A 23,684-nucleotide genomic window follows, 5' to 3' on the forward strand; every position below is an offset into this window, starting at 1 on the left:
TTAAGGATACACAGATGAAAAAGTTAATACGAGGAAACTTGAGAAAAACTTTTTTTGCCAGCAGTACAGCTCTAGTTATGCTAGCAAGCTCTGCTAATGCTATAGAGATCACGCCTTTTGGTAAGGTAGGGGCAATAGGAAACCTTGCTTTTGGTGATAATACAATTGGCGACAAGAAGCTAACTGGATATTTAGGGGTAACTGGGCATTTAGGTGTAGATTTCAATTTTAATGGATTTAGATTAGGCGTTGGTGCTATGGCTGGTTTTGCTCCATTAAAGATTGGCGTAGATGGCGGATATGGCAGTAATGTTTTTGTAAATGTTAATGGTATATATAAAAGTCCATATGTTGATGCGTCTGATTTATATGTAGGTTATTGGACAGAGGAACTTACATTCCTGCTAGGTAGATATAATGGCAGTAAGGCAATACCTAATGCTGATTGGATTGGTGGATATAATCAAGGTGCGGCATTTGCCTATAATAACGAATTTTTTGGTGTATGGGCTACTTGGATAAATGATTTCTTACGAAACGGTTATAATGCCAATGCTAACTTTAATATAGATGGTCGCTATGGAATGGACTTATCTGGATTTAGTGGATACAGCTCAAGTTGGAATAACTTTAACTTAAGGAAAGAGTTATTTGCTGCTGGAGTAGATGTTAGGATTGGAGAGTTTTTTGAGTTTTCTCCATTTGCACATTATTGGTTATTAAGAAAAAATGATAATTATCTGCAAGCTGGGGCAAGAATGGCATTGTCATTCGACCTTGGAATTCTTAAGAGTACAACAACACTTAGAGGAATGTGGACACGTAACCTTGATAAAAACCGAAATGGTGTATTTTGGCAGGCTGACGAAGAATTATTATTCCTTGACCTCATTAAGCTTGGTGGAGGTTTTCTTAGCGTTGGTGGTATAGGGCTTAATGGTTTGACTCTTATTGATAGAACTAGATTCTATGGTCAATACCTATTCCCTGTTACATTTGATGGCACAGGTATTGGATATAGAAATTACTTGAATGCAGCTTCTAAATCTTATTATGTATTTACTGGCTTTAAACTTGGAAGTTATGTAGATTTAGATATTCTTTATGCCAATGGTGACTATAAAGAGTTCTCTGCTATTGTTAATTATAATATCATAGGCGGAAGTATTGATGATGAAGGCGGTGAGAGTGGGATTACTTGGTCTGTTGGTGGTGGTTATGTAACTGACAATTTCAAATCTCATGCTGCTTTAGTTTATACAAAACTAAAGTTCTAGGATTGTTAGTTATAGACTATTATAACTTTGACTATAAATCATCATGATAGTTTGGATTCCATATAATTTATTTATATGGATTGATGGTTAATTTTGTTTTTACGAATAGATTTAGTTTGATTTTAGATTTATCGGGGCTATTTCATGTTGACTTAGCATACTTTCTAGCATTTTTAATATTTGCTCTATTGATTCTATTTCTTGACTTTGACTTATTTCATTTAAGGGCTTTTCTAAGAAAATATATTTCTTATTATGGGTAGCCCATCGCCTTGTATCATACTTGGGATATACGCCAATAGTTGGGATCCTCTGGTTACAGGCTACGTGGATAGCACCTGTGCTAGGGCTTATTACTAGGCTTGTTTGCGATATTAAGCATACTAGATTAAGCAGATCATCATTATTTTCAAATATTATGATGTCTTTTGTATCTAAGCCTTCTTTCTTGACTGTTTTCATAAACTGTTCATGCACCTGTGGATATGTGGCAATTATTGGTATTAGCTTCATATTCTCCGTTTCTTTAGGCACTTTTCTAGCAATTTTTCTTGCTAATTCTATCCACTTATTTAGATGTAGACTATATGGACACGCTTTATTGAATGGATTGACTAGAATCAAAAATACCTTATCTGTTGTGTTTGTAAGGTTTTGCACTTTATCTTGGATTTGAGATAGGACAAATTGCTTATGTGTTTTGGTATACGTAATCTTTGCCTGGCTTAGGTCTATCATATTTATCTTAGAATCATAATAGCTAGGATTTATTTTTCTTACATAGCTTAATAATAATTCTCTCTCATCTAGATTCTCATATTTCTTACAAAAATAAATTGGTACAGTCTTGCATTTTATTGAAAATAGGCTAGTGATTTTGGTAGCACAGATGATACATTTAGCATTAGTTCCTTTTGCAAAATTGATAAACCAGCTCTTAGAGTTACTTAGAATCAAATAGTCGACATTTTGGCTATTTATATCATTTGCTTGTGTTGGCAAACATAAATCTACAAAATTACAATATTCCAATAGATTTTTCATACATTCTTGTCCAAAAACTACAAGCTTTGCATTATAGACTTTTTTTATAGCATAAAATGCCTCAAATCCTATAGCAATCTCACCTAGCCCTAATTGTGAGAATAAGAATCCAACTACCATAACATTCTTATGCCTTTAGATTTTACGTAAATATGTGCTTTGTGTAATGGACAATCCAAGACTAAAATCAATATTGCCTTTGGCATTTTTCTTTAAAAATAATGGCAATTCAAGCGTAGCGCTTACGTTTTGCGCTTGCAACTTTGGCACAATATCTAATATTAGAGATAAATTATTTATACCAACTTCTCCATCAATACTATATTTGGTCTTTTTTAGTTGATTTTGAGGAATATTTTCTTCACCAATCCTTTTGACATTAATCTTTAGGAATCCTTGTTGCACAATTTTATGTATGCCTGCAGCATTTGTTGATATGGAAAATGTATCTAACTTTTGAGCATTTCTTGAAATAGAATTTATTTTTTTCTTAGCATCTTCATTAATGGAGCGAGTTTGTTCAAGTGTGCTTTGGGTTACTCTATTGTGCCTAATCTGCTCTTTGTATTGATTTGATTCTGACATTATATAGTTATTTATATAATACCCTGTGCCAGTGATAAAAAGAACGCTCCATACAAGATGTCTAAATATAATGTCTGGTTCTACTTCATTAAATAATTCCATACTTAATCCCCTTCTTTTATCACATTCCTTAATTACTTGTGCGCTGTAATAATCCATCGCCCTCCATAGTTTGGCTAACAGATTCGAAGTTATACCAGCCTGATGGTAATTCATAAAAATTTGATTCGCTTTTTGAATACACTGCTCTTAGTTGGGACTGCAATGAAGTTTCAAATATTTCTTTGCTAGAGGTTAGCCCACGCATAAATAGTCGATCATTATCAAATCTTATTTCAGAAATAGCTACTTGTGCTGGAATCATATTTAAAATATTTCCTATTTGTTGACGCAGTTTCTCATCTTGGTTTTTTACTTGTGTAATCACATCAAGTTCATAATACATTCTTTCCCCCTCTTTTGCTAGAGCCTCAGTAGAGCGTTTAATATGTTCTTGTTCAACTCTCATGAGCTCTTGATCTTCTTTTAAATCTTCGATTTGTAATATTAAAATAACTCTAAAATACATAAGGATTCCAAAGGCTACAATAAAATAAAACACCCATACCTTTGTTGCAAGCTTAAAGATATGTTTTGAAATGGGCTTTGTAAAGCTATACTTCATCATAACACCTCAACTATCAAGCTCGATTTGGGACAAATTTATAATTTCTTTGGGCAAATCTATAGGAATTAATGATACATCTATCATAAGATTTGATTTAATATTATGAACTGATTGTGATGACATTCCATAGCAGTCAAATATGACAATCTCCTCTACAAAATCACTGTCATACAGTGTATTTTGATAGAAATCTCTAAGACTTGATTGCAGTAATTGAATAATACTAGTAGATCTTCCTAAATCTTGCAGGTTATCTCCTGATGAGACGATTTGCTTCTCTCCTCCCCCTCCTGCATCTTCTTCTACATTCATATCTTGCATCTCTAGCTCGCTAAAATCAAAGGAATCAAAGTCTTGCAAATCTTGCTCTAAGTCATCTAATTCAGTATCGAGATTTTTAAGGTCTTCAGAGTTTTTTGCATTACTTTGGACTTTAGATTCTTTGTTTGATTGCTCTTTTGTGCTTGCAATTGTTGTTAAGTTTTCTTGCGAGTTAATACGGAATAATGAGCCATATAAAATATCCTTTCTAGTGGCAATCAATGTTGCTAGATTTTCCTTTTCTTGTAAGACAAACATTTTTGGTCTATTGCCTGTGATTGTTTTGGATTTGAGAAATAATAAAATAAAAGGAGAGAACAAGAAATCAAGCCCTTTTGCTCCTTTGAATGTCTTTTGATAATTTAATATTTCGTCTTTATGTATAAAGATAGATGAATTTGGAAGTTTTATGCTTTTAAATTCTTTGTCATTTACGCCGAAGTTTGGAAAAACATCTTTTTTAATGCTCGGGACTAAAACCTGATCTGTATTCTTGCTAAGTGTTGCCAGATAGCTATAAGCATAGCGTTTCTTGAATTTGTTAATGTATTTGATTGTTTCAGCAGATGGCTCTCCGTTTATGATTTTAAATTCTTTCCTTATGTCGTCTACTATAGAGTCGCCTCGTTTTTTTATTACATGCACTACACATACGTCTTCATCATGGTTAATACTAATGAGCACCGTTGCAAAAAGAGGGCGAAGAATTGTTCCAATAATGCTCATCAATAAACCTCAAATTATGTTTTATTATAAAGTTAGATAGCAAGACCATATCACAGTCTAGCATTTTTACTTTGAGTATAATAATAGCATTTTTTAAAAATATCATTTCAAAAATAATCACAAAAAGATTTTAGGAAAATAAATGAAAGACCTTTTAGAATCTCTAAATACTGCCCAAAGAGAATGTGCCCAGCATATAGATGGCTCGCTATTGATTTTAGCAGGGGCTGGCAGTGGAAAAACCAAAACTTTGACTACTAGATTAGCTTATTTACTAAGTGAGATAGGAATACCAGCACAAAACACTCTAACTCTTACATTTACCAATAAGGCAGCAAGCGAAATGCGAGAGAGAGCCTTACAGTTAATTGCAAAAACAAATCTATCTATAGCCACTACCCCATTGCTTTGCACATTTCACAAATTTGGCTTATTGTTCTTGCAAAGATATATACATTTATTAGAAAGGAAACAAAGCTTTATCGTAATAGATGAAGATGACAGAAAGAAGATTCTAAGAGATATAAAAAAGCAAAACAAACAATACGATATTCCTAATTTATCTAGCCTATCAAGCTTTATTTCAGATTCTAAGAATGCCAATATTATGCCTGATGATATTACGAGTCAAGATATATCATTGGATTTTCAAGCAAAAATAAAGACAAGAATTTATAAACAATATCAAGATTCCTTAAGAGAGTACAATTTAGTTGATTTTGATGACTTGTTGCTGCTTCCATATAGAATCCTTTGTAATAATAAAGAGCTAGCAATAGGCCTTAGCAAAAAATATCAATACATCATGGTTGACGAATATCAAGATGTAAATAATTTACAAGCAGACTTTTTAAAGCTTCTTTGTGTCTCACATGAGAATCTTTGTGTAGTTGGCGATGATGATCAAAGCATATATGGTTGGCGTGGGGCAAATATTAGCAATATACTTGATTTTGATAAGCAATTTAAGAATACAAAAATTATCACACTAGAGCAGAATTACCGTAGTACACAGCAAATACTAGACATTGCAAATAAACTAATATCATATAATCCACAAAGATATAACAAGACTCTTAAAGGACAAAAGCAAGGAGATAAGGCTAGAATTCTAAGTAGTATAGATGATAAAGAGGAGATGCGCAAGGTAATCTTAAGCATTAAAGAGTTAGTGCAAAATGGTTGCAAATATAGCGACATTGCAATTTTATTCCGACTTAATCCCCTTTCTTTGAATGTGGAGAAATCCCTATCCCAAGCCAAGATTCCTTATCAAATGATAGGCGGAATTAAATTTTATGAGAGACAAGAAATAAAGGACGCCTTAGCCTATTTGCGATTAGGGCTTGATAGCCATGATGACTTTGCACTTCAAAGAATCATTAATAAACCAAGGAGGGGCATTGGAGAGAAAAGTCTAATAGATATTATGGATTTGTCTAGCATTCATGGAAGTGTTTATGAGGCATTTAAAAATAATGCCTACAAAGATAGCAAATATCAAAAAAAACTACAAGATATTTTTGAAATCATAGATTTGATAAAGGAATGTATACGAGATAATCTTCATTTTTTAAGCCAGATTTTCTCTACAAGAATTAAACTTTACCATGAAGACGATAAGCCAGATTTTACAGGTATTAGCAATGCAGATAGGCGGAAGAATATTGACGAATTGTTTAGGCAATTTTGGGAATATTGCGATGAGATTAATCCATTGTCATTTTCTAATCAAGAGGATATTTTGCGAGAATTTTTAAATAACATTGCTCTAGCTTCGCCCATAGATAAGGTAAATGAGCAAGGCGTAGTGTGTATGAGTATCCACAATAGCAAAGGACTAGAATTTGAGCATGTCTTTTTAATTGGTATGGAAAGGGGATTATTTCCGCTATATGATAGATATGATGATGAACTAGATGTTGATAGTGGTCAGATAAGGCGAGCCGATATATTTGAAGAGAGGAGATTAGCCTATGTAGCATTTACTCGTGCTAAGACAAATCTTATATTGAGCTATGTTAATAAACGATCTTATAGGGGACAGACTAGAGAGCGTGAGATTTCACAGTTCTTTATAGAATCTAGTGCAGCTAGTTTTATTGATTTTGAAAATACAATAACAAAGAGTAGCTGGGATAATATGATTGCTTCTCTTGGATTTGACAATAAGGCTATCAAGAATAAAGAAGATTTAGTGCACTTAGGCAAAGATAGTTTAAAAGAAGAATCTTTTAGTGCTGGTGACTGTGTGCAGCATAAAGTCTTGGGATTTGGCAGAATTGAGAGTATAAAGGGAGTAGGGGCACAATCTCGAGCGGTAGTGAATTTTGGAGGCTTAAGGCGTGAAATCTTGCTTTCTTTTCTAATAAAATTATAGAGTTTAAGTATAGATTTTAAAATCTATACTTAAATTTTGGTTTTAGATTTTTTATCTTATGTTTTGAAGTTATTTTGTGCTTAATATTTAGGACTTGGAATCTTATTTTTAGTAAGCTTGCCCTAATGTATCTCTGGTTTTTTATCTTATAACTTTTCATATATATTTATATTTGCAAATTACGCCTTATTTCATTATATTGAGACCTTGCTAATCCTAGCCAACTCTAAGTCAATAAGATATAATCATAATTTAGTATTTAGTGATTTTTTAAGAGTTATTAAAGCATCAAAGTTTATTCGTTTGTGTTTGTGGCTTGGGTTGATTTAGTTTATTTCTTGTTTGATTATAATATTTTGGTAATACACAAAAGCTCTCTACAATGCAGTTATGAATAGTAAATATATTATATTCCTCTTCATATTTGTATGATAGTTCTAGATTCTGTGCATCTAATGCGCTTTTCACAATATACATACCAAGCCCAAATCCTTGTGATAGTGGATTTTTTATATCCTTTAGGTATGGTTTGAAATATTCATTAATATCTAATGCTAATGGATTTCCCTTATTTTTAATGATTATATCTTTCTTTGTTACATCAATGATAACTTTAGAATCTGTGCTATATTTAAGTCCATTGTCAACTAAGTTTTTAACCACTAGGGCAAATAAGTCAAAATCTGCTTTTATTAAATCATTATTGTGATTGATTATTATTTTATCTTGAGTGCTTCTATCTGCTAGAAGCATATCTTCTACTTCTTCTATCAAATCAACTAGTAGAAATTCCTTTTTTTGTATATTATAATTTTTGCTTGCTAACTCTTCTATCTTTGCTAATTCATCAATAAGTCTATTCAACCTCTCAAAGACATTGCAAAGTTGACTTTGTTTCTTTTCATCGTTTATGGTTTCAGCTACGATTCTCCCTTTTGTGATTGGAGTCTTTAGTTCATGCATGATTGAGCGCAAAAATAGCATACGAGATTTTTGGTTTGACTGTAACTTATCTACTATGTGGTTAAATTCTCGCACTAAATCACCTATTTCATCATGATGGTTTGTAGCACATACAATTTTTTGTATATTTTGATTCTTAACCATGTTAATTAACTCTTCTTTAATGCGTCTAATTGGCATTAGTCGATTGATTATAGCTATGTATACTAGCACTAGCACGATTGATCCTAGAATGATTATTGCATGATATTTCGTCCATGAAAAGTCAATGTTGTCATGATATACAATGAAATATCTTGTAGTATGTAATGTTATAAAGATGTTTTTATTCTCTTGGGTGATGTTTATGTTTAGGCTGCCGGGTATTGGCTTTTGGCTTGATTCAATAATTTTGTTTTTAAAGCTTTCGCTAGGCATAATTTCGCGGAAACCCTGCTCTTCTAAAAAACTTCTAATTTCGTTGATATTGGCATTAAATTGCTTCATCTTGCCAATAGAATTTACTATGCTATTGTATTGGGCTATGCTCTCTAAATCAAGTTGAATCTTTACATAAAAGATTGAAACTGCTAGAAAGCTTGCAAATGCAAATGCAAATAGAATGCCCACTTGAAATAGTATTGATGAATTTTTCCGCATATTGTGCCTTGTAGTTTTGTTGCTAAACGTTATAGTGAGTTTTGCGCAATGAATTCTATTATAAAGATAGCCAAATATAACTGCTATATTATTTGCTCAGGATTGTCGTTTGATATTTGAGTGTTGTGTGCTAATGTCTGGGTATTTCTAGTGTTACATTAATATTATTATTGAAATACTTTTTATGTTAATGCTAATTATATTTGAATATTTCTTGTGTAATATTGAGCTAGACTAACGCTATCTAATAACAAATAGCCTAATATAAGCAATGAGCATGTAGATTATGCAAAACTAATGTCATATTTCCTTAAATATTTTGATAGTTATTACTGTTTTTTTGGCTGCTAGTAGGAAATATGATTAGAATATAAAGATTATTTGTGTGCCCATTGTTCTCATAGTATATTTTTGGACTCATTTAAGAATGCTTATATTGGTTTATATACATAAAAATAGGTTAGACTACTTTATTTCTGTGTAGAAAGCGTTACCTTGAATCTCTTTTATTTTTTGTATATTGCTATTAGCTTCGACTTTAGATGAATATGGACCAATTAAATATTTCACTATTATTTTGCCATCTCTGTCATCTGTTTTAATTCTATATGGATATTTTGAGATTCTATTTAGGAAATTTTTATCTACATTTCCTGTAAAAGAGCCTACTTGTATATAATGTCCTTTTGTTGCTGCTTTGCCATTATTTTCGATTTGCTGGGTCTTTTTTTCTATGATGTTATCTGATTTTGGCTTGTCAGAACTATTTGCTGGGTTTTGGGCAGGCTGCTGTCTTTGTGCAGTCCTATTGTCTGCTGTTTTCTTATCGTCTATTTTTTTATCATCATTTTTCTTGTCATTTGGGCTTGGATTCTGTCCTTTTGTTTGCGCATCTTTAGCTTGTGTATTTGGAGGCTTTATATCTGGTTTGATTGTATTTTGTGTATTTTTTGAATCTATTGCTTTTTTTTCTTCTTGTGTAGGATTTGCTTTATTTTCTGCTAATCGCGCTTCCCTTGGGCTTGGAGCTGGAGCTTTTTGTGCTACTGTAATTGATTTATTGGAATCTTTATCAGCTTGTGCACTCTTGCTTTTTTCTAAATGTTTTTGTTGCAATTCTTGTAGTTTTGCTTGCATTTTTGGATCATTGTCCATTTCATTGGTTTTTTGTGATGAACTAGTTGTACTTAACATTGGAATGTTTGTAGGAATAGTTGTGGGCGGAGTATCAGACATCTTTGTCGCGCCTATGTCAAATGGATCTAGCATTGTTGTTTGGGCTTCATTGTTGTCTTTGTTCTCATTTATGTTATAACCATATGGTGGTTGATTTAGCACTTTTGTATTTTGATTATCTTCTGTTAGCTGTATTGATTCTATTGTATTATCCCTTGCCATTACCCATGCTATAATAAGAAAGGTTATTATAAGAATCATTGCTACTATAGTCAATAACAGTATGGTTTTTGTTTTATTGTTTTTGCTATTTTCATTCTGAAATATGTCATTTACATTGGATTGATTTTTCATTAGATTTTCTCCTTAGTGGACATTCAGGCTTACATATGTTTAGACCATGCAGCTCCGCGCTCCTTGGCATATACTTCATACGGTAATGCAAGAATATTAAATTGTTGTGGCATATCATCATTAGGGAACATGTGCCATTCAACAGCACATTTTGTAGATAGCTTTAAGGATAAACTTTTTGCCAATCTCTTGCCCTCTTCTAAGTCTGTGTGTCCTTTGTGGACATATAAATGCAGATGACCAGGAGTTTTTGTTGTATATGCAGTAAAATTAATAAAGCCTTCATCGCGTAGCATAAGTTGCGCCCTATGGTAGAATCTCTGTGGATCCCTACCATTGTAGTCAAATACAATGTTTTCTACTTTGTTTCCACGTAAAATCAATGAATGCGCCACAGTGATTTCCTTGCGAAAATGGCTTTGTATAATTTGTGAGCTTAATAATGAGTTTACCCTTTCAAACTTATCATAGAAGACTCTTCCGACATGAACTGTCTTTTTTCCTAAGCCTTTGCTTTTAATATAATAATGGCTTGTATCTATTTTAATTAACTTTAACTCCATTTCAGTCATTACAATTCCTCTATTTTATAATACATGGCTATAATTAACTTATTACTTAATTTTAACATATTCTATCAAATATTAGATTGTATATATTCGTTAGGCATGTGCTTAAAATATTGGCTTTTCGTATATTGGAAATTGTTTATTTAATTCCTTTATTTCTTGTTTGATTTTTTCCTGCAAGGAAGTATTATTTATATCTGATAGAATTAGTGCTATTTTTTCTCCAATCCATGTAAATTCTTTCTCTTTCATTCCTCTGGCTGTCAGTGCTGGAGATCCTATTCTCACGCCACTTGTTACAAATGGTGAGCGAGTCTCCCCCGGCACAGTATTTTTATTCACCGTAATTCCAGAATTGTTTAGTGCTATATCGGCTTGTTTTCCGCTGAAACTGTTTTTTAGGAAACTCATAAGTATAAGATGATTATCTGTTCCACCGCTAACTAAGTCAAAGCCCCTATCTACTAACACTCTTGCTAATGTATTTATATTGTTCTTAATCTGCTTAGCATAGTTTTTCCATTCCGGTTTAAGATTTTCTTTAAATCCTGTTGCTTTGCCCGCTATAACATGCATAAGAGGGCCGCCTTGCATGCCTGGAAAAACCATTTTATTGATTTTTTGCGCTATTTCTTCATTGTTTGTTAGAATCATGCCCCCACGCGGACCTCTCAATGTCTTGTGTGTAGTAGTTGTTACTATGTCGCAATGTGGAAATGGACTTGGATATTCTTTAGCTACAACAAGTCCGGCTACATGCGCTACATCAGCTAGCAATAGTGCGCCAGTGTTATCTGCAATCTCTCTAAATTTTGCAAAATCAAGTTCCCTAGTATAAGCAGAGAATCCACATACAATGATGTTTGGCTTAATTAGTTTTGCTATCTCTTGCAATTTATTATAATCAATTCGCCCATCTAGCTCTACGCCATAGAAAAAACTTTGATACATCTTACCTGTGATACTCACTTTAGAGCCATGACTTAGATGCCCTCCATGTGTTAAGTCCATACCTAAAATCTTATCATAAGGGTTAAGTAGTGCCCCATACACAGCTGCATTTGCTTGACAACCTGAATGCGGTTGGACATTGGCAAACTTGCAATTAAAAAGTTTTTTAGCACGTTCTATTGCAATATCTTCTATTTTGTCTACAAATTCACAGCCTCCATAGTAACGTTTACCAGGATAGCCTTCAGCATACTTGTTGGTTAGAATGCTTCCCATAGCTTCCATGACGCTAGGGAAAGTATAATTCTCGCTAGCGATCATCTCTAAATGGTCATTTTGTCTTTCTAGCTCTTGTTGTATAAGATTAAAAATTTCTGTATCTTCTGTTTGTATATAATAAGCCATGATTACTCCTTATTTATATTATAGTTTTCAGTTGTTGGTTTCATAGCAGGGAAGAAAATAACATCTTTTATGCTTTTGTTATTTGTTAAAAGCATGATTAATCTATCAATACCAATGCCTTCTCCTGCAGTAGGTGGCATACCGTGCCCAAGTGCCCATACAAAATCTTCGTCCATATATTGCGCTTCCATATCGCCCTTTTCCTTTTCTGCTACTTGAGCTTTGAATCTTTCTAGCTGGTCTATAGGGTCATTTAGCTCTGAAAATCCGTTGGCAATCTCTCTGCCACCTATAAACAATTCAAATCTATCTGCAATGCTTAAATTAGAATCATTCCGTCTTGCTAGAGGACTTATATCAATAGGGTAGTTAATAATGAACGTAGGATTAATTAGTTTAGATTCTACAAAATTATCAAATGCTTCAGATAGTAGCTTATCATAGCTAAGATTTGATTCTATCTTAATATTGTTTTGTGTTAAGAAAACCTCTAGTTTTTCTTTATCTTGTATGATACCGGGGTCTATTTTGCCAATTATATTAAGAGATTCTTTATAGTCTATTATGTCAAATTTATCAAAGTCAATTTGCATATTATCAAATGGGATAATCTTAGGTAGATTTAGTGATTCTAAAAGATACACTAATAGGTCTTTTGTCAAATTTATTAAGTCATTAAAATCGCGATAAGCCCAATAAAATTCAATCGTGCTAAATTCTGGATTATGACTATGATCTATGCCTTCATTGCGGAAATTCCTGTTTATCTCAAATATAGCTTCAAAACCTCCTACAATAAGCCTCTTTAAGTAAAGCTCTGGTGCGATTCTTAAATACCTTTCGACATTTAAAGCATTATGATGCGTAATAAATGGACGTGCATTGGCTCCACCTGGAATAGGGTGCAGCATTGGTGTTTCTACCTCCAGGAATCCTCTATGTTCAAAAAACTTTCTCAAAGCAGAAATAATCTTGCTACGAATTATGAAGGTATTTCTTACATCTGCATTTACAATCAAATCTACATATCTCTGACGATAGCGCAATTCAATATCGCTTAAACCATGGAATTTTTCAGGTAACGGTATAATGGACTTTGTAAGCAGTTTAAATTCCACAGCATGAATGCTTAATTCCCCTGTTTTTGTAACAAATGGAAATCCGCATATATTTACTATATCGCCTACATCGAGATTTTTCTTTAGGATTTTGAATAAATCCCCAAGTTCATTTTGGGAAAAATACACTTGTAACAATGCAGTAGAATCTTCCACTTTGATAAAACTAGCCTTTCCCATTAGTCGTAAGAATTTAATCCTACCTTTTATCCAGATCTTAGCATCAAAATCTTGCTTTTTATCTGATTCTATATCCTTAAGATATGAAAATTTTTCTAAAAATTCCTGATTGTGCATACTAACACAAGAGTCATTTCTGTAGGGATTGATACCTAGTTCTCGTAAGGCATTTGCCTTTTGTATTCTTTGCTGTATATAGATATTGTCAAACAACTATTATCCTTTCGTTTATAGATCCATTAATATATAGCTTTGTGCTGTGTTTCTATTGCCGTCTTTCTATTGTCAACATCAGTGTAACAACTTCTTTTCTACTATTTCTTTGATAGACATCTGCCTTTCTTCTTTGAGCTTCCTAATGCTATCTTGCATATCTTTCAAATTTATAATTTTGTCTGCTACTTCGTATGCTATTGGGTAGATTCTAGTATTTTCTGTAGAGTTCTTAATAGATGGTCTGACAAATTCAACTTGAGAAGCTAAATATGTAATCAAAGATAAAATTACAAACCATTTTAATATTGATGATATATAACCACCGCCATAATTAATAATAGCCAATTGTGGAATTCTAACTATATATATTGCTATTGTTGCTCCAATTACCAGCATGCCAACCCATATCAATCCACATATAATAATAAATGCTAATATCCAAAGTATAGTTTCGTTTTGGAAATTAAGTCCAGCTAATTCTAGCCACTTACCTAGCTGTATGCAGTTTTTTGCGCCGAAGTAAGTGCCTAGAATAATTCCGACCATACTACTAAGCTCATGAACAAGACCATTTTTTATTCCAGTTAGAGCAAGCAACAAAATAATTGCCACCACTCCTATATCTATATAATCTGCGGTTTCCATGTTATGTTGAGACCCTCTACATTATGTGATTGTCAAAATCAATATTTTAGCTTATTTTAATGCATTAACACACAAGAGCAATCTAGTTATGTTTTGAGACTTCTTCTAGGATAGATTCTATACCTTCGTTTTTTAGCTCATTTACCATATTTTGCAGTGCATAACATACATTATCTTTATTGCATATTTTTTTATTTCTTAGGATTCTAGTCGCGCTAAGATTGCCTGCTATGCACTCTATTTGCATCATATTTGAATCTATGAATTTAGCGTGGATTCCAATTGGAGATTGGCATCCGCCTCCAAGCAGTTTGATAAATGCACGTTCAGCAAGGCAGCATATAGCATTTTTTTCATCATGTAAAGACAACAACGCTTGATATATCGCATTGTCTCTAAGGCTTGCGGAATATTTCACATCTCTGCACTCAAGCCCTAATGCTCCCTGTCCCATGGCTGGTATCATTTCTTCTGTGTTAAATGGCTTTATATATAGTTCATTGCGTGTATTTATATCTGTGCTATCTGCATAGATTCCCAAACGTTTTAATCCTGCTACAGCAAGCACTATGGCATCGAAGTTGCCGTTTTCTAATCGTTGCATTCGCGTTTGCACATTGCCTCTTAGGCTTTGTGTGTCTATGTCTGGCCTGCTAGCCATTAATTGCATGCTACGTCTAAGAGATGTAGTGCCAACTCTTGCTCCTTTGGGTAAATCTTGCAAAGATGGATATAATTTGCTTATAAAGCAGTCTCTACTATCTTCACGTTTGGTAATTGCAGCAAGGCACAATCTAGGTTCAATATTTATGGGCACATCTTTTAAAGAGTGTACAGCTAAATCTATATCACCGTTTAAAAGGCTGCTTTCAAGTTCTTTCGTAAATAATCCCTTACCACCAATCTTTGCTAACGGAGTATCAAGGATTTTATCCCCTTTTGTTTTGATGATGCATATCTCAACTTTTATTCCATTAAGCTCTAGTATATTTTTTATATGGTTTGCTTGCCAAAGTGCCAACATAGAACCTCTTGTGCCTAGTTTTAATGGGAGTTTCTGTAGCTCTTGGAGATATTGCTGAGAAATTTTTAATATCGCTTTGTTGCCTGTAAAATAGTCCATTTATACATTTGCCTTCATGGTAGTTAAGCTTACATTCTACTATAATTTTGTTTGTTAAAGCAATCCTATGTTTTTAATGCTGTGTGATTAGAGTTAAGAGAGTTTTTATATAACATAACCTAAAATGTCGAAATTTTACAGAAAGTAGGGGCTATTAATGTTAGAGATTCTTATGATAGAGGATGATATTGAATTAGCAGAGGTTCTAAGCGATTATTTAAAACAACATGATATTAATGTTACAAATTATGATGAGCCATATACAGGCATGTCGGCTTTGGCAACAAAGCATTATGATTTACTGCTTTTGGATTTGACATTGCCTAATCTTGACGGATTGGAAGTGTGTAAGAGAGTTGCCAAGCAAAAGAACATCCCTATTATTATTTCATCGGCAAGAAGCGATATAAATGATAAAATCGAGGCTCTTAATAGTGGGGCAGATGATTATATACCTAAGCCTTATGATCCCAAAGAGCTAGTAGCTAGGATTCAATCTCTATTGCGCCGTTATTCACAGAAGCTAGCAGAGGAAAAAATTGCAAGCAAAACTGTTACATTTCGCATTGACAAGGATACAAGAGAAGTTTATTTTAAAGATAAAAAGCTTGAGTTAACAAGGGCTGAATATGAGATTCTGACATTGCTTATTAGTAAAAAAGGGCATGTATTTAGCAGGGAAGCAATAGCTATAGAATCAGAATCAATTAATCCAGAATCTTCAAATAAAAGCATTGATGTGATAATTGGCAGATTGCGTTCTAAGATAGAGGAGAATCCAAAATCCCCGCAATATATCATTTCTGTACGTGGGGTTGGTTATAAACTTGAATCGTGATTTATATTTTTAATCTCAATTATAATAATGTTCTTATATTAAGAAGATTTTAGACTACTTTGTATGAATATTTATTTGAGTGTATTAGTATAAAAGCATAAAAACAAATTAATATTTTGCTAAAATAGCTATCAATACTTCCACAATATTATAGAAAGATGTTCAAATGCAGCATTCAGGTCAGGAATCACCTCATATAACTACAGTAAATAACCACGAGTCAAGGAATGGTGTAGTTATAGCAATTACATCTGGAAAAGGTGGTGTAGGGAAATCAACAGCAACAGCAAATATTGGTATTGGTTTGTCTCAACATGGAAAGAGGGTAATAGCTGTTGATTTTGATATAGGGCTTCGTAATTTAGACATGATATTGGGACTTGAGCGGCGTATTGTTTATGATGTTGTAGATGTTATGGAGGGAAAATGTAACCTCTCCCAAGCTATTGTTAATCACAAAAAAGCAAAAGATCTCTATTTCCTCCCTGCAAGTCAAAGCAAAGATAAAACAATCTTAGATAAGGATAAAGTGCAGGCTTTGCTTGAAAATCTAAAGCGTGATTTTGATTATGTTCTACTTGATAGTCCAGCAGGTATTGAGAGTGGTTTTGAGCATACTGTATTTTGGGCAGATAGGGCACTTATAGTCGTAACACCAGAAATTAGCTCTGTAAGAGATAGCGACAGAGTGATTGGGATTTTAGATTCCAAGAGCGATAAGGCTAGGCAGGGCAAGGAAATAGAAAAACACATCATCATTAATCGTTTGAGATCTGATTTGGTAATTAAACATGAGATGATGAGTTGTGAAGATGTCAAAGATATTTTAGCTCTACCAATAATAGGTGTTGTACCTGAAGATGAGAAGGTAATAGGGGCTACAAATAATGGAGAACCCACAATCTTTGCTAGGACTATTAGCGGATTGTCTTATGAACGGATTGCTAGACGGATTTTGGGAGAAGATGTTCCTATTGCTACATTTGATTCCAATCAAGGTTTTATGGAAATTTTTAAGAAGTTTTTTGGTATTAAAAGAGGTTGATCATGTTTTTTCGTAGTAGAGATAGTAATGTTTTTAATACATCTAATTCCGCAGGTAATGCTAAGCAAAGATTACAAGCAATACTTAGCAGCGAGAGAGTGATTACTAAGGGTTGTCTTGATGATTTGAGAAAAGAGATTTCTATGTCTGTTGAGAAATATACAAAGTCTTCATGTCTAATTAATATGAAAGCAGATAGGAATAATTGCCTAAACATTACAATCACAGATGTAAATGTGAATCTAGATTCTTAATCGTTATAGTTAAATTGGGTGATTTTTGCTTCTTTTGCTATATCTATGGCTTAAGCTGTTATATCTGTAACTATTTTGTATTAACTTTATATGGGTCATATGTGCTTGACACTTGTTTTTTTGCAAATCCCTACTTAAAATCAAAATACAGAATATTTTCTATAGGCAGATTTTGTAATAGATTCACAAATAAGAGTCAAATATAGATATTGATGATTATGTAATTCTTTAAAACTTTAGATAGACACATCTTGTTTAGATGAAATAAATAAAAGATTTATTAATGATTTTAAAGACAATGAAAGTTTGATGATGTTATTGCAAAATCACAAATAATAAGAACAAAGAATATTTTGCTTCTATAGGCGTATTCGCATTGATTGAGGTAATATAATCTGCTTTATTAGATAGAATAGATTCTAATATGCTTATAGCTAATTGCCAATCTTACTATCTTTTGCACTGTATATCCTTAAGTAAAACCAGAATTTCTATTTTACTAGTAAAAGTTTTATTCTGTAGTGATTTATAAGTTTATAAATATTGTCTCTGAGCTTGCCAATATCTCCCACTAATATAACATTTTGTAGCTGCTTACCAGAGATAGATAACGTATGACATTAATAATTCTAAATTCTTTGGAGACGATAGGCTATTTGCAAGATTTGGTGAATAATGTATAAAATAAAAAAGCATTCGTCAGTGAATTGCTATATTTAAATATTGAACTGACGTTTTATATATGCTTGTAGTCTTGCATTGTTTATAGGGAGAATAAATCACTAATTTCAACAAAAGGAGTTTTATATGCACTCTCATTATTTGCAAATAATTCCTTGATTGTTTTACATTTCTTGGGGCTTAGGCGAGTTGCAATTGCGTTATTGAATTTATTAATAAGCAAAGGAATCCCCTCGCTTCTTCTTCGCTTATGTCCAACCGGGTAATCAATTTCTACCTTTTGGCTTTTCGACCCATCTTTATAAAAGATTTGAATGGCATTTGCGATTGAACGCTTGTCTTCTTCCAAATATTCTTTTGTGTATCTATTATCTACTTCAACAATCATCTTTTCACGAAGCTCATCAATTATTGGATTTGCAGCTATAGAATCCTCATAATGTTCAGCTTTTAGCTCACCATAGATAAGCGGTATAGCCACCATATATTGGATGCAGTGATCCCTATCAGCTGGATTTGCAAGCTCGCCTACTTTATTGATGATTCTGTGTCCAGACTCTTGTGTAGCTATAACTATTTTTTCAATATAGTTGAGCCTATCCTTAACCTCTTTGTGTAACTTCAGTGCGCATTCAACTGCTGTTTGAGCGTGAAACTCGGCTGGGAAAGAGATTTTGAATAGGATGTTTTCCATGACATAGCTACCAAATTTCTGCTTTACAACAATTTTTTTGCCTTTCATGTTAACATCTTCAAATCCCCAAAATTTAGCTGATAGCACGGTTGGGTATCCCATTTCACCTTTTAGTGCCTTTAGAGCGAGATTTACGCCCCTAGCAGTTGCATCTCCAGCTGCCCAGCTTTTCCTTGAACCTGTATTTGGCGCATGGCGATAAGTTCTTAGTGAACATCCATCTACAAATGCTAGAGATATAGCATTTCTCACTTCTTCGAAAGTTCCTCCTAGCATGTGGCATGCAACAGCTGTACTAGCAATCCTAACCAATAGCACATGATCTAATCCAACAGAATTAAATGAATTTTCTAGTGCCAATACTCCTTGAATTTCATGCGCCTTTATCATATATGTTAGCACGTCTTTTAATGTTAAACCAGATTTTCCATCTCTGATATTTTTGCGGCTTATATAATCTGCTACAGCGTATATGGCTCCTAAATTATCGCTTGGATGTCCCCATTCTGCTGCTAGCCAAGTGTCGTTAAAATCAAGCCAACGCACCATAGTTCCAATATTAAATGCCCCTCTCTCTGGCTCTAGTTTGTAGCTAGTTCCGGGGACTTTTACGCCTTGTGCAAATTCTGCACCATCAACAACTGGACCCAGAAGTTTTGTGCATTGAGGAAATCCAAGTGCCAAAAGCCCGCAACCTAAAGTATCCATGAAACAATACTTAGCTGTTTCATAAGCTAAATCTGAATTGATTTTTTCCTCAACTACATATTTTGCTATATCTGTTAATAGTCTATCGAACTCGGCTCTTTTTGCTTCTAAAATACCCATATTTTCCATTGAATAATCCTTAGTTATGATTGTTATGTATAGATTCTAAACATAAAGATCGTATTGTTTTGACAACAAAAGTGTTGCCAAAAGTTAGAAATCCCTAGGAAATCTATGATTATTCTAACTTAAATACATTTTGATTCAATGGAACAAAAAGTAGTAAAAATACACAAAATCTACACATACAAGAAAATAATGTATAAAAAATATCCATTCTTATTTTTCTTATGGATTTAACGTTTTAACAGCGAGCTTTATTGTATTATAATGTGCTATGAATTATAGTAGTTTTGTGTTGTATTAAGATATATGCAAGGAAATATAATGGTTGTTTGTGCAGGCAATGGCGAATCATTTGAATTTGCTAAAAGTATCGGTGTGGGAATTATTAATAGTGCTATGTGTCTTACTAGGATTTGCTTACAATATATGCCCAGAAATCTGCTGTTTATTGGGAGTGCGGGGAGCTATGATTCTAAATTAGAGATAGGCACATTATTTTTTAGCACACATGCAACACAAATTGAAATGTCTTTTCTACAAAATCAGTCTTATACACCAATTGACAATAGCATATCTGTAGAGCTTGATGGTTTCGTTTCACATGAAACACTTATAAGAGCCAATATATTGCAAGCAACAGTTAATTCTAGCAATTACATTACCAAAACATCGACATATAACGCAATGATGCTATCTGCAAATATTTTACTTGAGAATATGGAGGCATTCAGTGTCTTTAGTGTTGCTAGATATTTTAATATTCCATGTTTGGCAATATTGTGTGTTAGCAATGTTGTATGCGAGGATTCTCATCAACAATGGATTAGAAATAGAGCATTGGTTGCTACTAGGTTTGAGGAAGTTATGCAAAGATTCCATATATTTTTGGATTCATAAATTAGAGCAGAAATTTTATGTAAGCGTTCCCATGTTTTTATTAGATTTAATAAATTATTAAAGGAATTGGATGTGTATAAATGCAAAATATCAAATGGATATGAATTATTGTCATTCCTAAAAGCGCACTATTGTGTAGGTGATAGTGCTTCGTGGTGGTGGCCAAGCTTCCAATCTAAAAAGATCAAAGATGGAATAGAGATATGTGGCGGATTATATTCTAGTGCTCCTAATCTATCTTTCTGTCTTGCTAGTATATTGGGACAAAATACTAGATATTCTAATGCTTGGACATCATTAATCAATCTTTATTCATATTTTTTTGATATGTTAGATTCCATGTATAGTTTTAATCGTAGCGATGTGTTAGCATTTCACAACTATGAATATCCTAATCTTGCATTTATTTCTAGCTCAAAATGGCATGACTGTTTACTTAATATTATTTGTAATATGAATTTGTATACCATGGCGAGACTTATTTCTTCATCTGGATTTTATAATCAAAAATCTCATAGAATTATATTGCTATCAAGAAACATATTATATGATTTTGGCGGATTTGATAGATTCGCTAGGGAAGTTGATAGGACATGGTTACTTGAACAAAAAGGTATTGGCAATGAAAGTGCTTCTAGTATATTGAATTATGCTCTTAAACGAGATGAGATAGTTGTTGATAAATATACTCAAAAGTTGCTTGCTAGTTTGGGGCATGAATATATTAAGTATGAAGATATGCAGGCTTTCTTGCGTGAGAATCTAGACAATGCTAGGAATCTATATGACTTTGATATATCATTAGCACAGATTATGGCACGCCTGCACGGCAAGATTGTAGAGCATTGTAAGCGACATAAGATAGGAAATTTTAATACGATTAATAATGTTTAAGGCTGGTTTGAGCTATTGTTTTTATAAAGATAATTGATTTAATATTAGGAAGTTTTAGAATCTGCATAAAGATAAACATTTCTTAATCGTATTAATTTCTAAATAATCATCATTTTTGAAGTTTTGTATAATAAAATCCTAATGCACTAAGCAAAATTTTCTATAGTATCAAGATATTATTTATTGGCTTTATTTAGAACAATAAAATTTTATTGTAATCAATATGTAGATTCTGGTTAGCCTTATCTTTGGTAATTAGAGTTGATTTGTTTTATAATGATGATCTTTATTTAGTATTTATCTCATAAATATTTGTATTACTGCGCCTAAATGTTTGTAATCAGACAATATGGCATGGTTTTTGCTTTTTCAAGAATGAATGCAAGGTTTGCATATATTTGAAAATAAGGATATTTACAATGAAAACAAAACTTCTAATAGCTTCAGTTCTTTCGACAATGATTTTAGCTGGTTGCATGGATTCAGGCTCAAGAGCAGATAATTCTGAATTAGTTCCGCCTGTAGCTGGAGGACCATCTCTTGCTCCATTGGCTGTGCCAACTTATCCACCTGTTGGTTATAATGCTAATCCAAACCTAATGGCATCTTCTCCTGTTGGACATAGTGGAATAATAGCACAGCCTACAACTCCACCTATGCCATCAATACCTGTATCTCAGCAATATGGTGGTATGCCAATGGCAGCAGGTCCTATGTTGCCAGCTTCTCAGTATGACTATAATCCTGCTCCAAGATATGATAGGGGAGATTATTCTCGTAACACAAAAGGCAATCATGGTGGATATGAGCATGGTGTTGAGAGGACAAATACACGCGATAGTTTTGATGATATGAGAAAAGTAAATGATAGCGATGTTTCTGTCGGGATTCAAAATTCTCCTTTGCTTACACCAAATAATGTTATTGAGATTCAAGCAGTAGGAATGGGTGTAGCTCCAGAATCAACCATATCTCCAGCCCAAGCATTAGCTTTAGCAAAGAGAGCTGCAATTGTTGATGCCTATAGGCAGATTGGTGAAAAAATGTATGGTATTAGAATCAATGCAAACGATACAATTCGGGACATGATTGCACAGAATTCAACTATAAAAGGTAGAGTTCAGGCTTTAATAAAGAACGCTGAAATTACGGAGACGGCCTATAAAGACGGATTGTGCCAAGTGAATATGGAGGTTAAGCTTGATGGCAGAATTTGGCATCGTGTGTTAAATAATGGTTAGGATTAGATTTAGTTAGATTCTATAAGAACGGAATTTGCTTAGCCCCTTAGATTTGTTATGGAAGTTTTTGTATCTTATTAATTACATCAATTAAGTATGTTGTTGGTTAAACAAATTAATGGGGGGGGTCCCATTAGATTTGCTATAATGTTTACTTATCTGATTGGCAAGTAAGCTTTAGAATCTCCTGGTGTTGGTCGATTTGCTAATTGCAGTAAATATAACAAAACAAAAAATAATTTGTTAAAGAGGTTGTGAATGTATCGCTTGGTTTTACGAGGTGCTATTGTATGTGCGTTAGGATTCATTATAAGCGCGTGTGCAGGCAATGATCCGGAATTGCAAATGCAAGGGAATCTTGATGGGATTCACTATAAAAATCCAAATATGGCATCAGGTAGTTATACTAAATCTGATACTACTTTCACTCCTCAAGAGCAAGAGCCTCAAAACATCATCACTAGCGAAGTGAAGTTGCTGTATATTAATACTGCTCCATTTAGGTTTTATGATTATGCTAGGCTAAATACTTATCAAAGCGGTTTAGTTAAGCTCGAATTATTCAAGTATGCTCAAACCATTGGCAGCATTAGAGTTAAGGCTGGGAAGATGTGTGTTTTAACTGAATGTAGTTTTAAGTGGGTTATTTCTAAAAAGTTTTTTGGTGCGGTAAGTTATGGCGATCTATTCGAAGATATTGTGTTTGGGCGTGATATTTTTGGCGGTAAGGGCAAACAAGTCGCTGGAAATGGTATCGTAGTGCAGAGGTTTCAGCAATCAGGCGAAATGATATACTATGAGAGGCAACCAGGACATACCTTGTTTAAAAATATGACAACAGGTGTTACAATAGGCGTTGATAATTATGAGCCATTGTCTGTTGATAATGGTGTTCGGAATTCTCTATCCATACCACAGTGATTCGTGTCCACTATATATTTTTGGAATCTGTTTTTTATTTAAGATT

Annotated in this window: 21 protein-coding genes; 9 read left to right on the forward strand and 12 right to left on the reverse strand. The window is 33.3% G+C overall.

Annotated features, from left to right (window positions below; all coding sequences use genetic code 11):
• Window positions 1-14 precede the first annotated feature (14 nt).
• Window positions 15-1,277: a hypothetical protein gene (locus tag LS73_RS01300; protein WP_233708852.1), complete on the forward strand. Its 1,263-nt coding sequence runs from the start codon at window positions 15-17 to the stop codon at window positions 1,275-1,277.
• Between the two features lie 111 nt (window positions 1,278-1,388).
• On the opposite strand, the gene LS73_RS01305 is transcribed toward LS73_RS01300, so the two are convergent.
• From LS73_RS01305 to LS73_RS01320, 4 genes are read right to left on the reverse strand one after another with little or no spacing between them, the layout of a single operon-like run.
• Window positions 1,389-2,441: a glycosyltransferase family 9 protein gene (locus LS73_RS01305; protein ID WP_052089880.1), complete on the reverse strand. Its 1,053-nt coding sequence runs from the start codon at window positions 2,439-2,441 to the stop codon at window positions 1,389-1,391.
• Window positions 2,442-2,456: 15 nt separating this feature from the next.
• On the reverse strand, window positions 2,457-3,065 hold the full coding sequence (locus LS73_RS01310; protein WP_233708853.1) for a hypothetical protein: 609 nt from the start codon (window positions 3,063-3,065) through the stop codon (window positions 2,457-2,459).
• Window positions 3,037-3,570 carry a hypothetical protein gene (locus LS73_RS01315; RefSeq protein WP_034559045.1) on the reverse strand — a complete coding sequence of 178 codons (534 nt, stop codon included), beginning with the start codon at window positions 3,568-3,570 and terminating at the stop codon, window positions 3,037-3,039. The genes LS73_RS01310 and LS73_RS01315 overlap by 29 nt, the downstream gene beginning before the upstream one ends.
• Before the next feature lie 9 nt (window positions 3,571-3,579).
• The gene (locus LS73_RS01320) at window positions 3,580-4,620 is read right to left on the reverse strand and encodes a hypothetical protein (protein WP_034559043.1); all 1,041 of its coding nucleotides are present in this window, start codon (window positions 4,618-4,620) and stop codon (window positions 3,580-3,582) included.
• A gap of 142 nt (window positions 4,621-4,762) precedes the next feature.
• On the opposite strand from LS73_RS01320, the gene LS73_RS01325 reads away from it, so the two are divergent.
• Complete coding sequence (locus LS73_RS01325) at window positions 4,763-7,000, forward strand: ATP-dependent helicase (protein ID WP_034559041.1); 2,238 nt, start codon at window positions 4,763-4,765, stop codon at window positions 6,998-7,000.
• A 288-nt stretch (window positions 7,001-7,288) separates the two neighbouring features.
• Here LS73_RS01325 and LS73_RS01330 read toward each other — a convergent pair whose 3' ends face one another.
• The 7 genes from LS73_RS01330 to hemC form a co-directional block, all read right to left on the reverse strand.
• Window positions 7,289-8,602: an ArsS family sensor histidine kinase gene (locus LS73_RS01330; protein ID WP_114985910.1), complete on the reverse strand. Its 1,314-nt coding sequence runs from the start codon at window positions 8,600-8,602 to the stop codon at window positions 7,289-7,291.
• A 465-nt stretch (window positions 8,603-9,067) separates the two neighbouring features.
• Window positions 9,068-10,132 (reverse strand): SPOR domain-containing protein, encoded by a 1,065-nt coding sequence (locus LS73_RS01335; protein WP_034559039.1) that lies wholly within the window; start codon window positions 10,130-10,132, stop codon window positions 9,068-9,070.
• A gap of 29 nt (window positions 10,133-10,161) precedes the next feature.
• A complete protein-coding gene (locus tag LS73_RS01340) occupies window positions 10,162-10,704 on the reverse strand; it encodes a DUF1882 domain-containing protein (protein WP_034559036.1) in 543 nt (180 codons plus the stop codon).
• A gap of 102 nt (window positions 10,705-10,806) precedes the next feature.
• Entirely contained in the window at window positions 10,807-12,057 is a 1,251-nt protein-coding gene (locus LS73_RS01345; protein WP_034559034.1) for a serine hydroxymethyltransferase, read from the reverse strand.
• A 2-nt stretch (window positions 12,058-12,059) separates the two neighbouring features.
• Window positions 12,060-13,568 (reverse strand): lysine--tRNA ligase, encoded by a 1,509-nt coding sequence (gene lysS, locus LS73_RS01350; RefSeq protein WP_034559032.1) that lies wholly within the window; start codon window positions 13,566-13,568, stop codon window positions 12,060-12,062.
• Window positions 13,569-13,646: 78 nt separating this feature from the next.
• Window positions 13,647-14,216 (reverse strand): CvpA family protein, encoded by a 570-nt coding sequence (locus LS73_RS01355; RefSeq protein WP_034559030.1) that lies wholly within the window; start codon window positions 14,214-14,216, stop codon window positions 13,647-13,649.
• 82 nt (window positions 14,217-14,298) lie between these two features.
• Window positions 14,299-15,339, reverse strand: a complete 1,041-nt coding sequence (gene hemC / locus LS73_RS01360) for a hydroxymethylbilane synthase (RefSeq protein ID WP_081955644.1) — start codon at window positions 15,337-15,339, stop codon at window positions 14,299-14,301.
• Window positions 15,340-15,496: 157 nt separating this feature from the next.
• On the opposite strand from hemC, the gene arsR reads away from it, so the two are divergent.
• The 3 genes from arsR to LS73_RS01375 all read left to right on the forward strand — a co-directional run bounded on the left by arsR (window position 15,497) and on the right by LS73_RS01375 (window position 17,476).
• Window positions 15,497-16,177, forward strand: a complete 681-nt coding sequence (gene arsR, locus LS73_RS01365; protein WP_034559028.1) for an acid response regulator transcription factor ArsR — start codon at window positions 15,497-15,499, stop codon at window positions 16,175-16,177.
• Window positions 16,178-16,343: 166 nt separating this feature from the next.
• Window positions 16,344-17,222 (forward strand): septum site-determining protein MinD, encoded by an 879-nt coding sequence (minD, locus tag LS73_RS01370; RefSeq protein ID WP_081955643.1) that lies wholly within the window; start codon window positions 16,344-16,346, stop codon window positions 17,220-17,222.
• 2 nt (window positions 17,223-17,224) lie between these two features.
• Window positions 17,225-17,476, forward strand: a complete 252-nt coding sequence (locus tag LS73_RS01375) for a cell division topological specificity factor MinE (RefSeq protein ID WP_034559026.1) — start codon at window positions 17,225-17,227, stop codon at window positions 17,474-17,476.
• A 763-nt stretch (window positions 17,477-18,239) separates the two neighbouring features.
• Here LS73_RS01375 and prpD read toward each other — a convergent pair.
• Window positions 18,240-19,688 carry a 2-methylcitrate dehydratase gene (gene prpD, locus LS73_RS01380; protein WP_034557111.1) on the reverse strand — a complete coding sequence of 483 codons (1,449 nt, stop codon included), beginning with the start codon at window positions 19,686-19,688 and terminating at the stop codon, window positions 18,240-18,242.
• Between the two features lie 318 nt (window positions 19,689-20,006).
• Between prpD and LS73_RS01385 the strand changes: the two genes are divergently transcribed.
• The 4 genes from LS73_RS01385 to LS73_RS01400 all read left to right on the forward strand — a co-directional run bounded on the left by LS73_RS01385 (window position 20,007) and on the right by LS73_RS01400 (window position 23,638).
• Window positions 20,007-20,582: a 5'-methylthioadenosine/S-adenosylhomocysteine nucleosidase family protein gene (locus LS73_RS01385; RefSeq protein ID WP_034557112.1), complete on the forward strand. Its 576-nt coding sequence runs from the start codon at window positions 20,007-20,009 to the stop codon at window positions 20,580-20,582.
• Window positions 20,583-20,654: 72 nt separating this feature from the next.
• A complete protein-coding gene (locus LS73_RS01390) occupies window positions 20,655-21,476 on the forward strand; it encodes a hypothetical protein (protein WP_052089499.1) in 822 nt (273 codons plus the stop codon).
• Window positions 21,477-22,132: 656 nt separating this feature from the next.
• A complete protein-coding gene (locus LS73_RS01395; RefSeq protein WP_407918746.1) occupies window positions 22,133-22,717 on the forward strand; it encodes an LPP20 family lipoprotein in 585 nt (194 codons plus the stop codon).
• Window positions 22,718-22,975: 258 nt separating this feature from the next.
• Window positions 22,976-23,638, forward strand: coding sequence for an HP0838 family lipoprotein (locus tag LS73_RS01400; protein ID WP_034557117.1), 663 nt, complete (start codon window positions 22,976-22,978; stop codon window positions 23,636-23,638).
• Window positions 23,639-23,684: the final 46 nt, after the last annotated feature.

Origin of the sequence: Helicobacter muridarum (assembly GCF_000765805.2) — a bacterium.
In the GTDB taxonomy this organism is placed as follows: Bacteria; Campylobacterota; Campylobacteria; order Campylobacterales; family Helicobacteraceae; genus Helicobacter_A; species Helicobacter_A muridarum.

Bases quoted from the DNA above. Each gene is read 5' to 3' on its own strand.
- prpD (WP_034557111.1), bottom strand. From the start codon at position 19,688: ATGGAAAATATGGGTATTTTAGAAGCAAAAAGAGCCGAGTTCGATAGA.
- minD (WP_081955643.1), top strand. From the start codon at position 16,344: ATGCAGCATTCAGGTCAGGAATCACCTCATATAACTACAGTAAATAAC.
- hemC (WP_081955644.1), bottom strand. From the start codon at position 15,339: ATGGACTATTTTACAGGCAACAAAGCGATATTAAAAATTTCTCAGCAA.
- LS73_RS01355 (WP_034559030.1), bottom strand. From the start codon at position 14,216: ATGGAAACCGCAGATTATATAGATATAGGAGTGGTGGCAATTATTTTG.
- LS73_RS01305 (WP_052089880.1), bottom strand. From the start codon at position 2,441: ATGGTAGTTGGATTCTTATTCTCACAATTAGGGCTAGGTGAGATTGCT.
- LS73_RS01315 (WP_034559045.1), bottom strand. From the start codon at position 3,570: ATGAAGTATAGCTTTACAAAGCCCATTTCAAAACATATCTTTAAGCTT.
- LS73_RS01300 (WP_233708852.1), top strand. From the start codon at position 15: ATGAAAAAGTTAATACGAGGAAACTTGAGAAAAACTTTTTTTGCCAGC.
- arsR (WP_034559028.1), top strand. From the start codon at position 15,497: ATGTTAGAGATTCTTATGATAGAGGATGATATTGAATTAGCAGAGGTT.
- LS73_RS01385 (WP_034557112.1), top strand. From the start codon at position 20,007: ATGGTTGTTTGTGCAGGCAATGGCGAATCATTTGAATTTGCTAAAAGT.
- LS73_RS01320 (WP_034559043.1), bottom strand. From the start codon at position 4,620: ATGAGCATTATTGGAACAATTCTTCGCCCTCTTTTTGCAACGGTGCTC.
- LS73_RS01325 (WP_034559041.1), top strand. From the start codon at position 4,763: ATGAAAGACCTTTTAGAATCTCTAAATACTGCCCAAAGAGAATGTGCC.
- LS73_RS01340 (WP_034559036.1), bottom strand. From the start codon at position 10,704: ATGACTGAAATGGAGTTAAAGTTAATTAAAATAGATACAAGCCATTAT.
- LS73_RS01335 (WP_034559039.1), bottom strand. From the start codon at position 10,132: ATGAAAAATCAATCCAATGTAAATGACATATTTCAGAATGAAAATAGC.
- LS73_RS01310 (WP_233708853.1), bottom strand. From the start codon at position 3,065: ATGGATTATTACAGCGCACAAGTAATTAAGGAATGTGATAAAAGAAGG.
- LS73_RS01345 (WP_034559034.1), bottom strand. From the start codon at position 12,057: ATGGCTTATTATATACAAACAGAAGATACAGAAATTTTTAATCTTATA.
- LS73_RS01330 (WP_114985910.1), bottom strand. From the start codon at position 8,602: ATGCGGAAAAATTCATCAATACTATTTCAAGTGGGCATTCTATTTGCA.
- LS73_RS01375 (WP_034559026.1), top strand. From the start codon at position 17,225: ATGTTTTTTCGTAGTAGAGATAGTAATGTTTTTAATACATCTAATTCC.
- LS73_RS01395 (WP_407918746.1), top strand. From the start codon at position 22,133: ATGCCATCAATACCTGTATCTCAGCAATATGGTGGTATGCCAATGGCA.
- LS73_RS01400 (WP_034557117.1), top strand. From the start codon at position 22,976: ATGTATCGCTTGGTTTTACGAGGTGCTATTGTATGTGCGTTAGGATTC.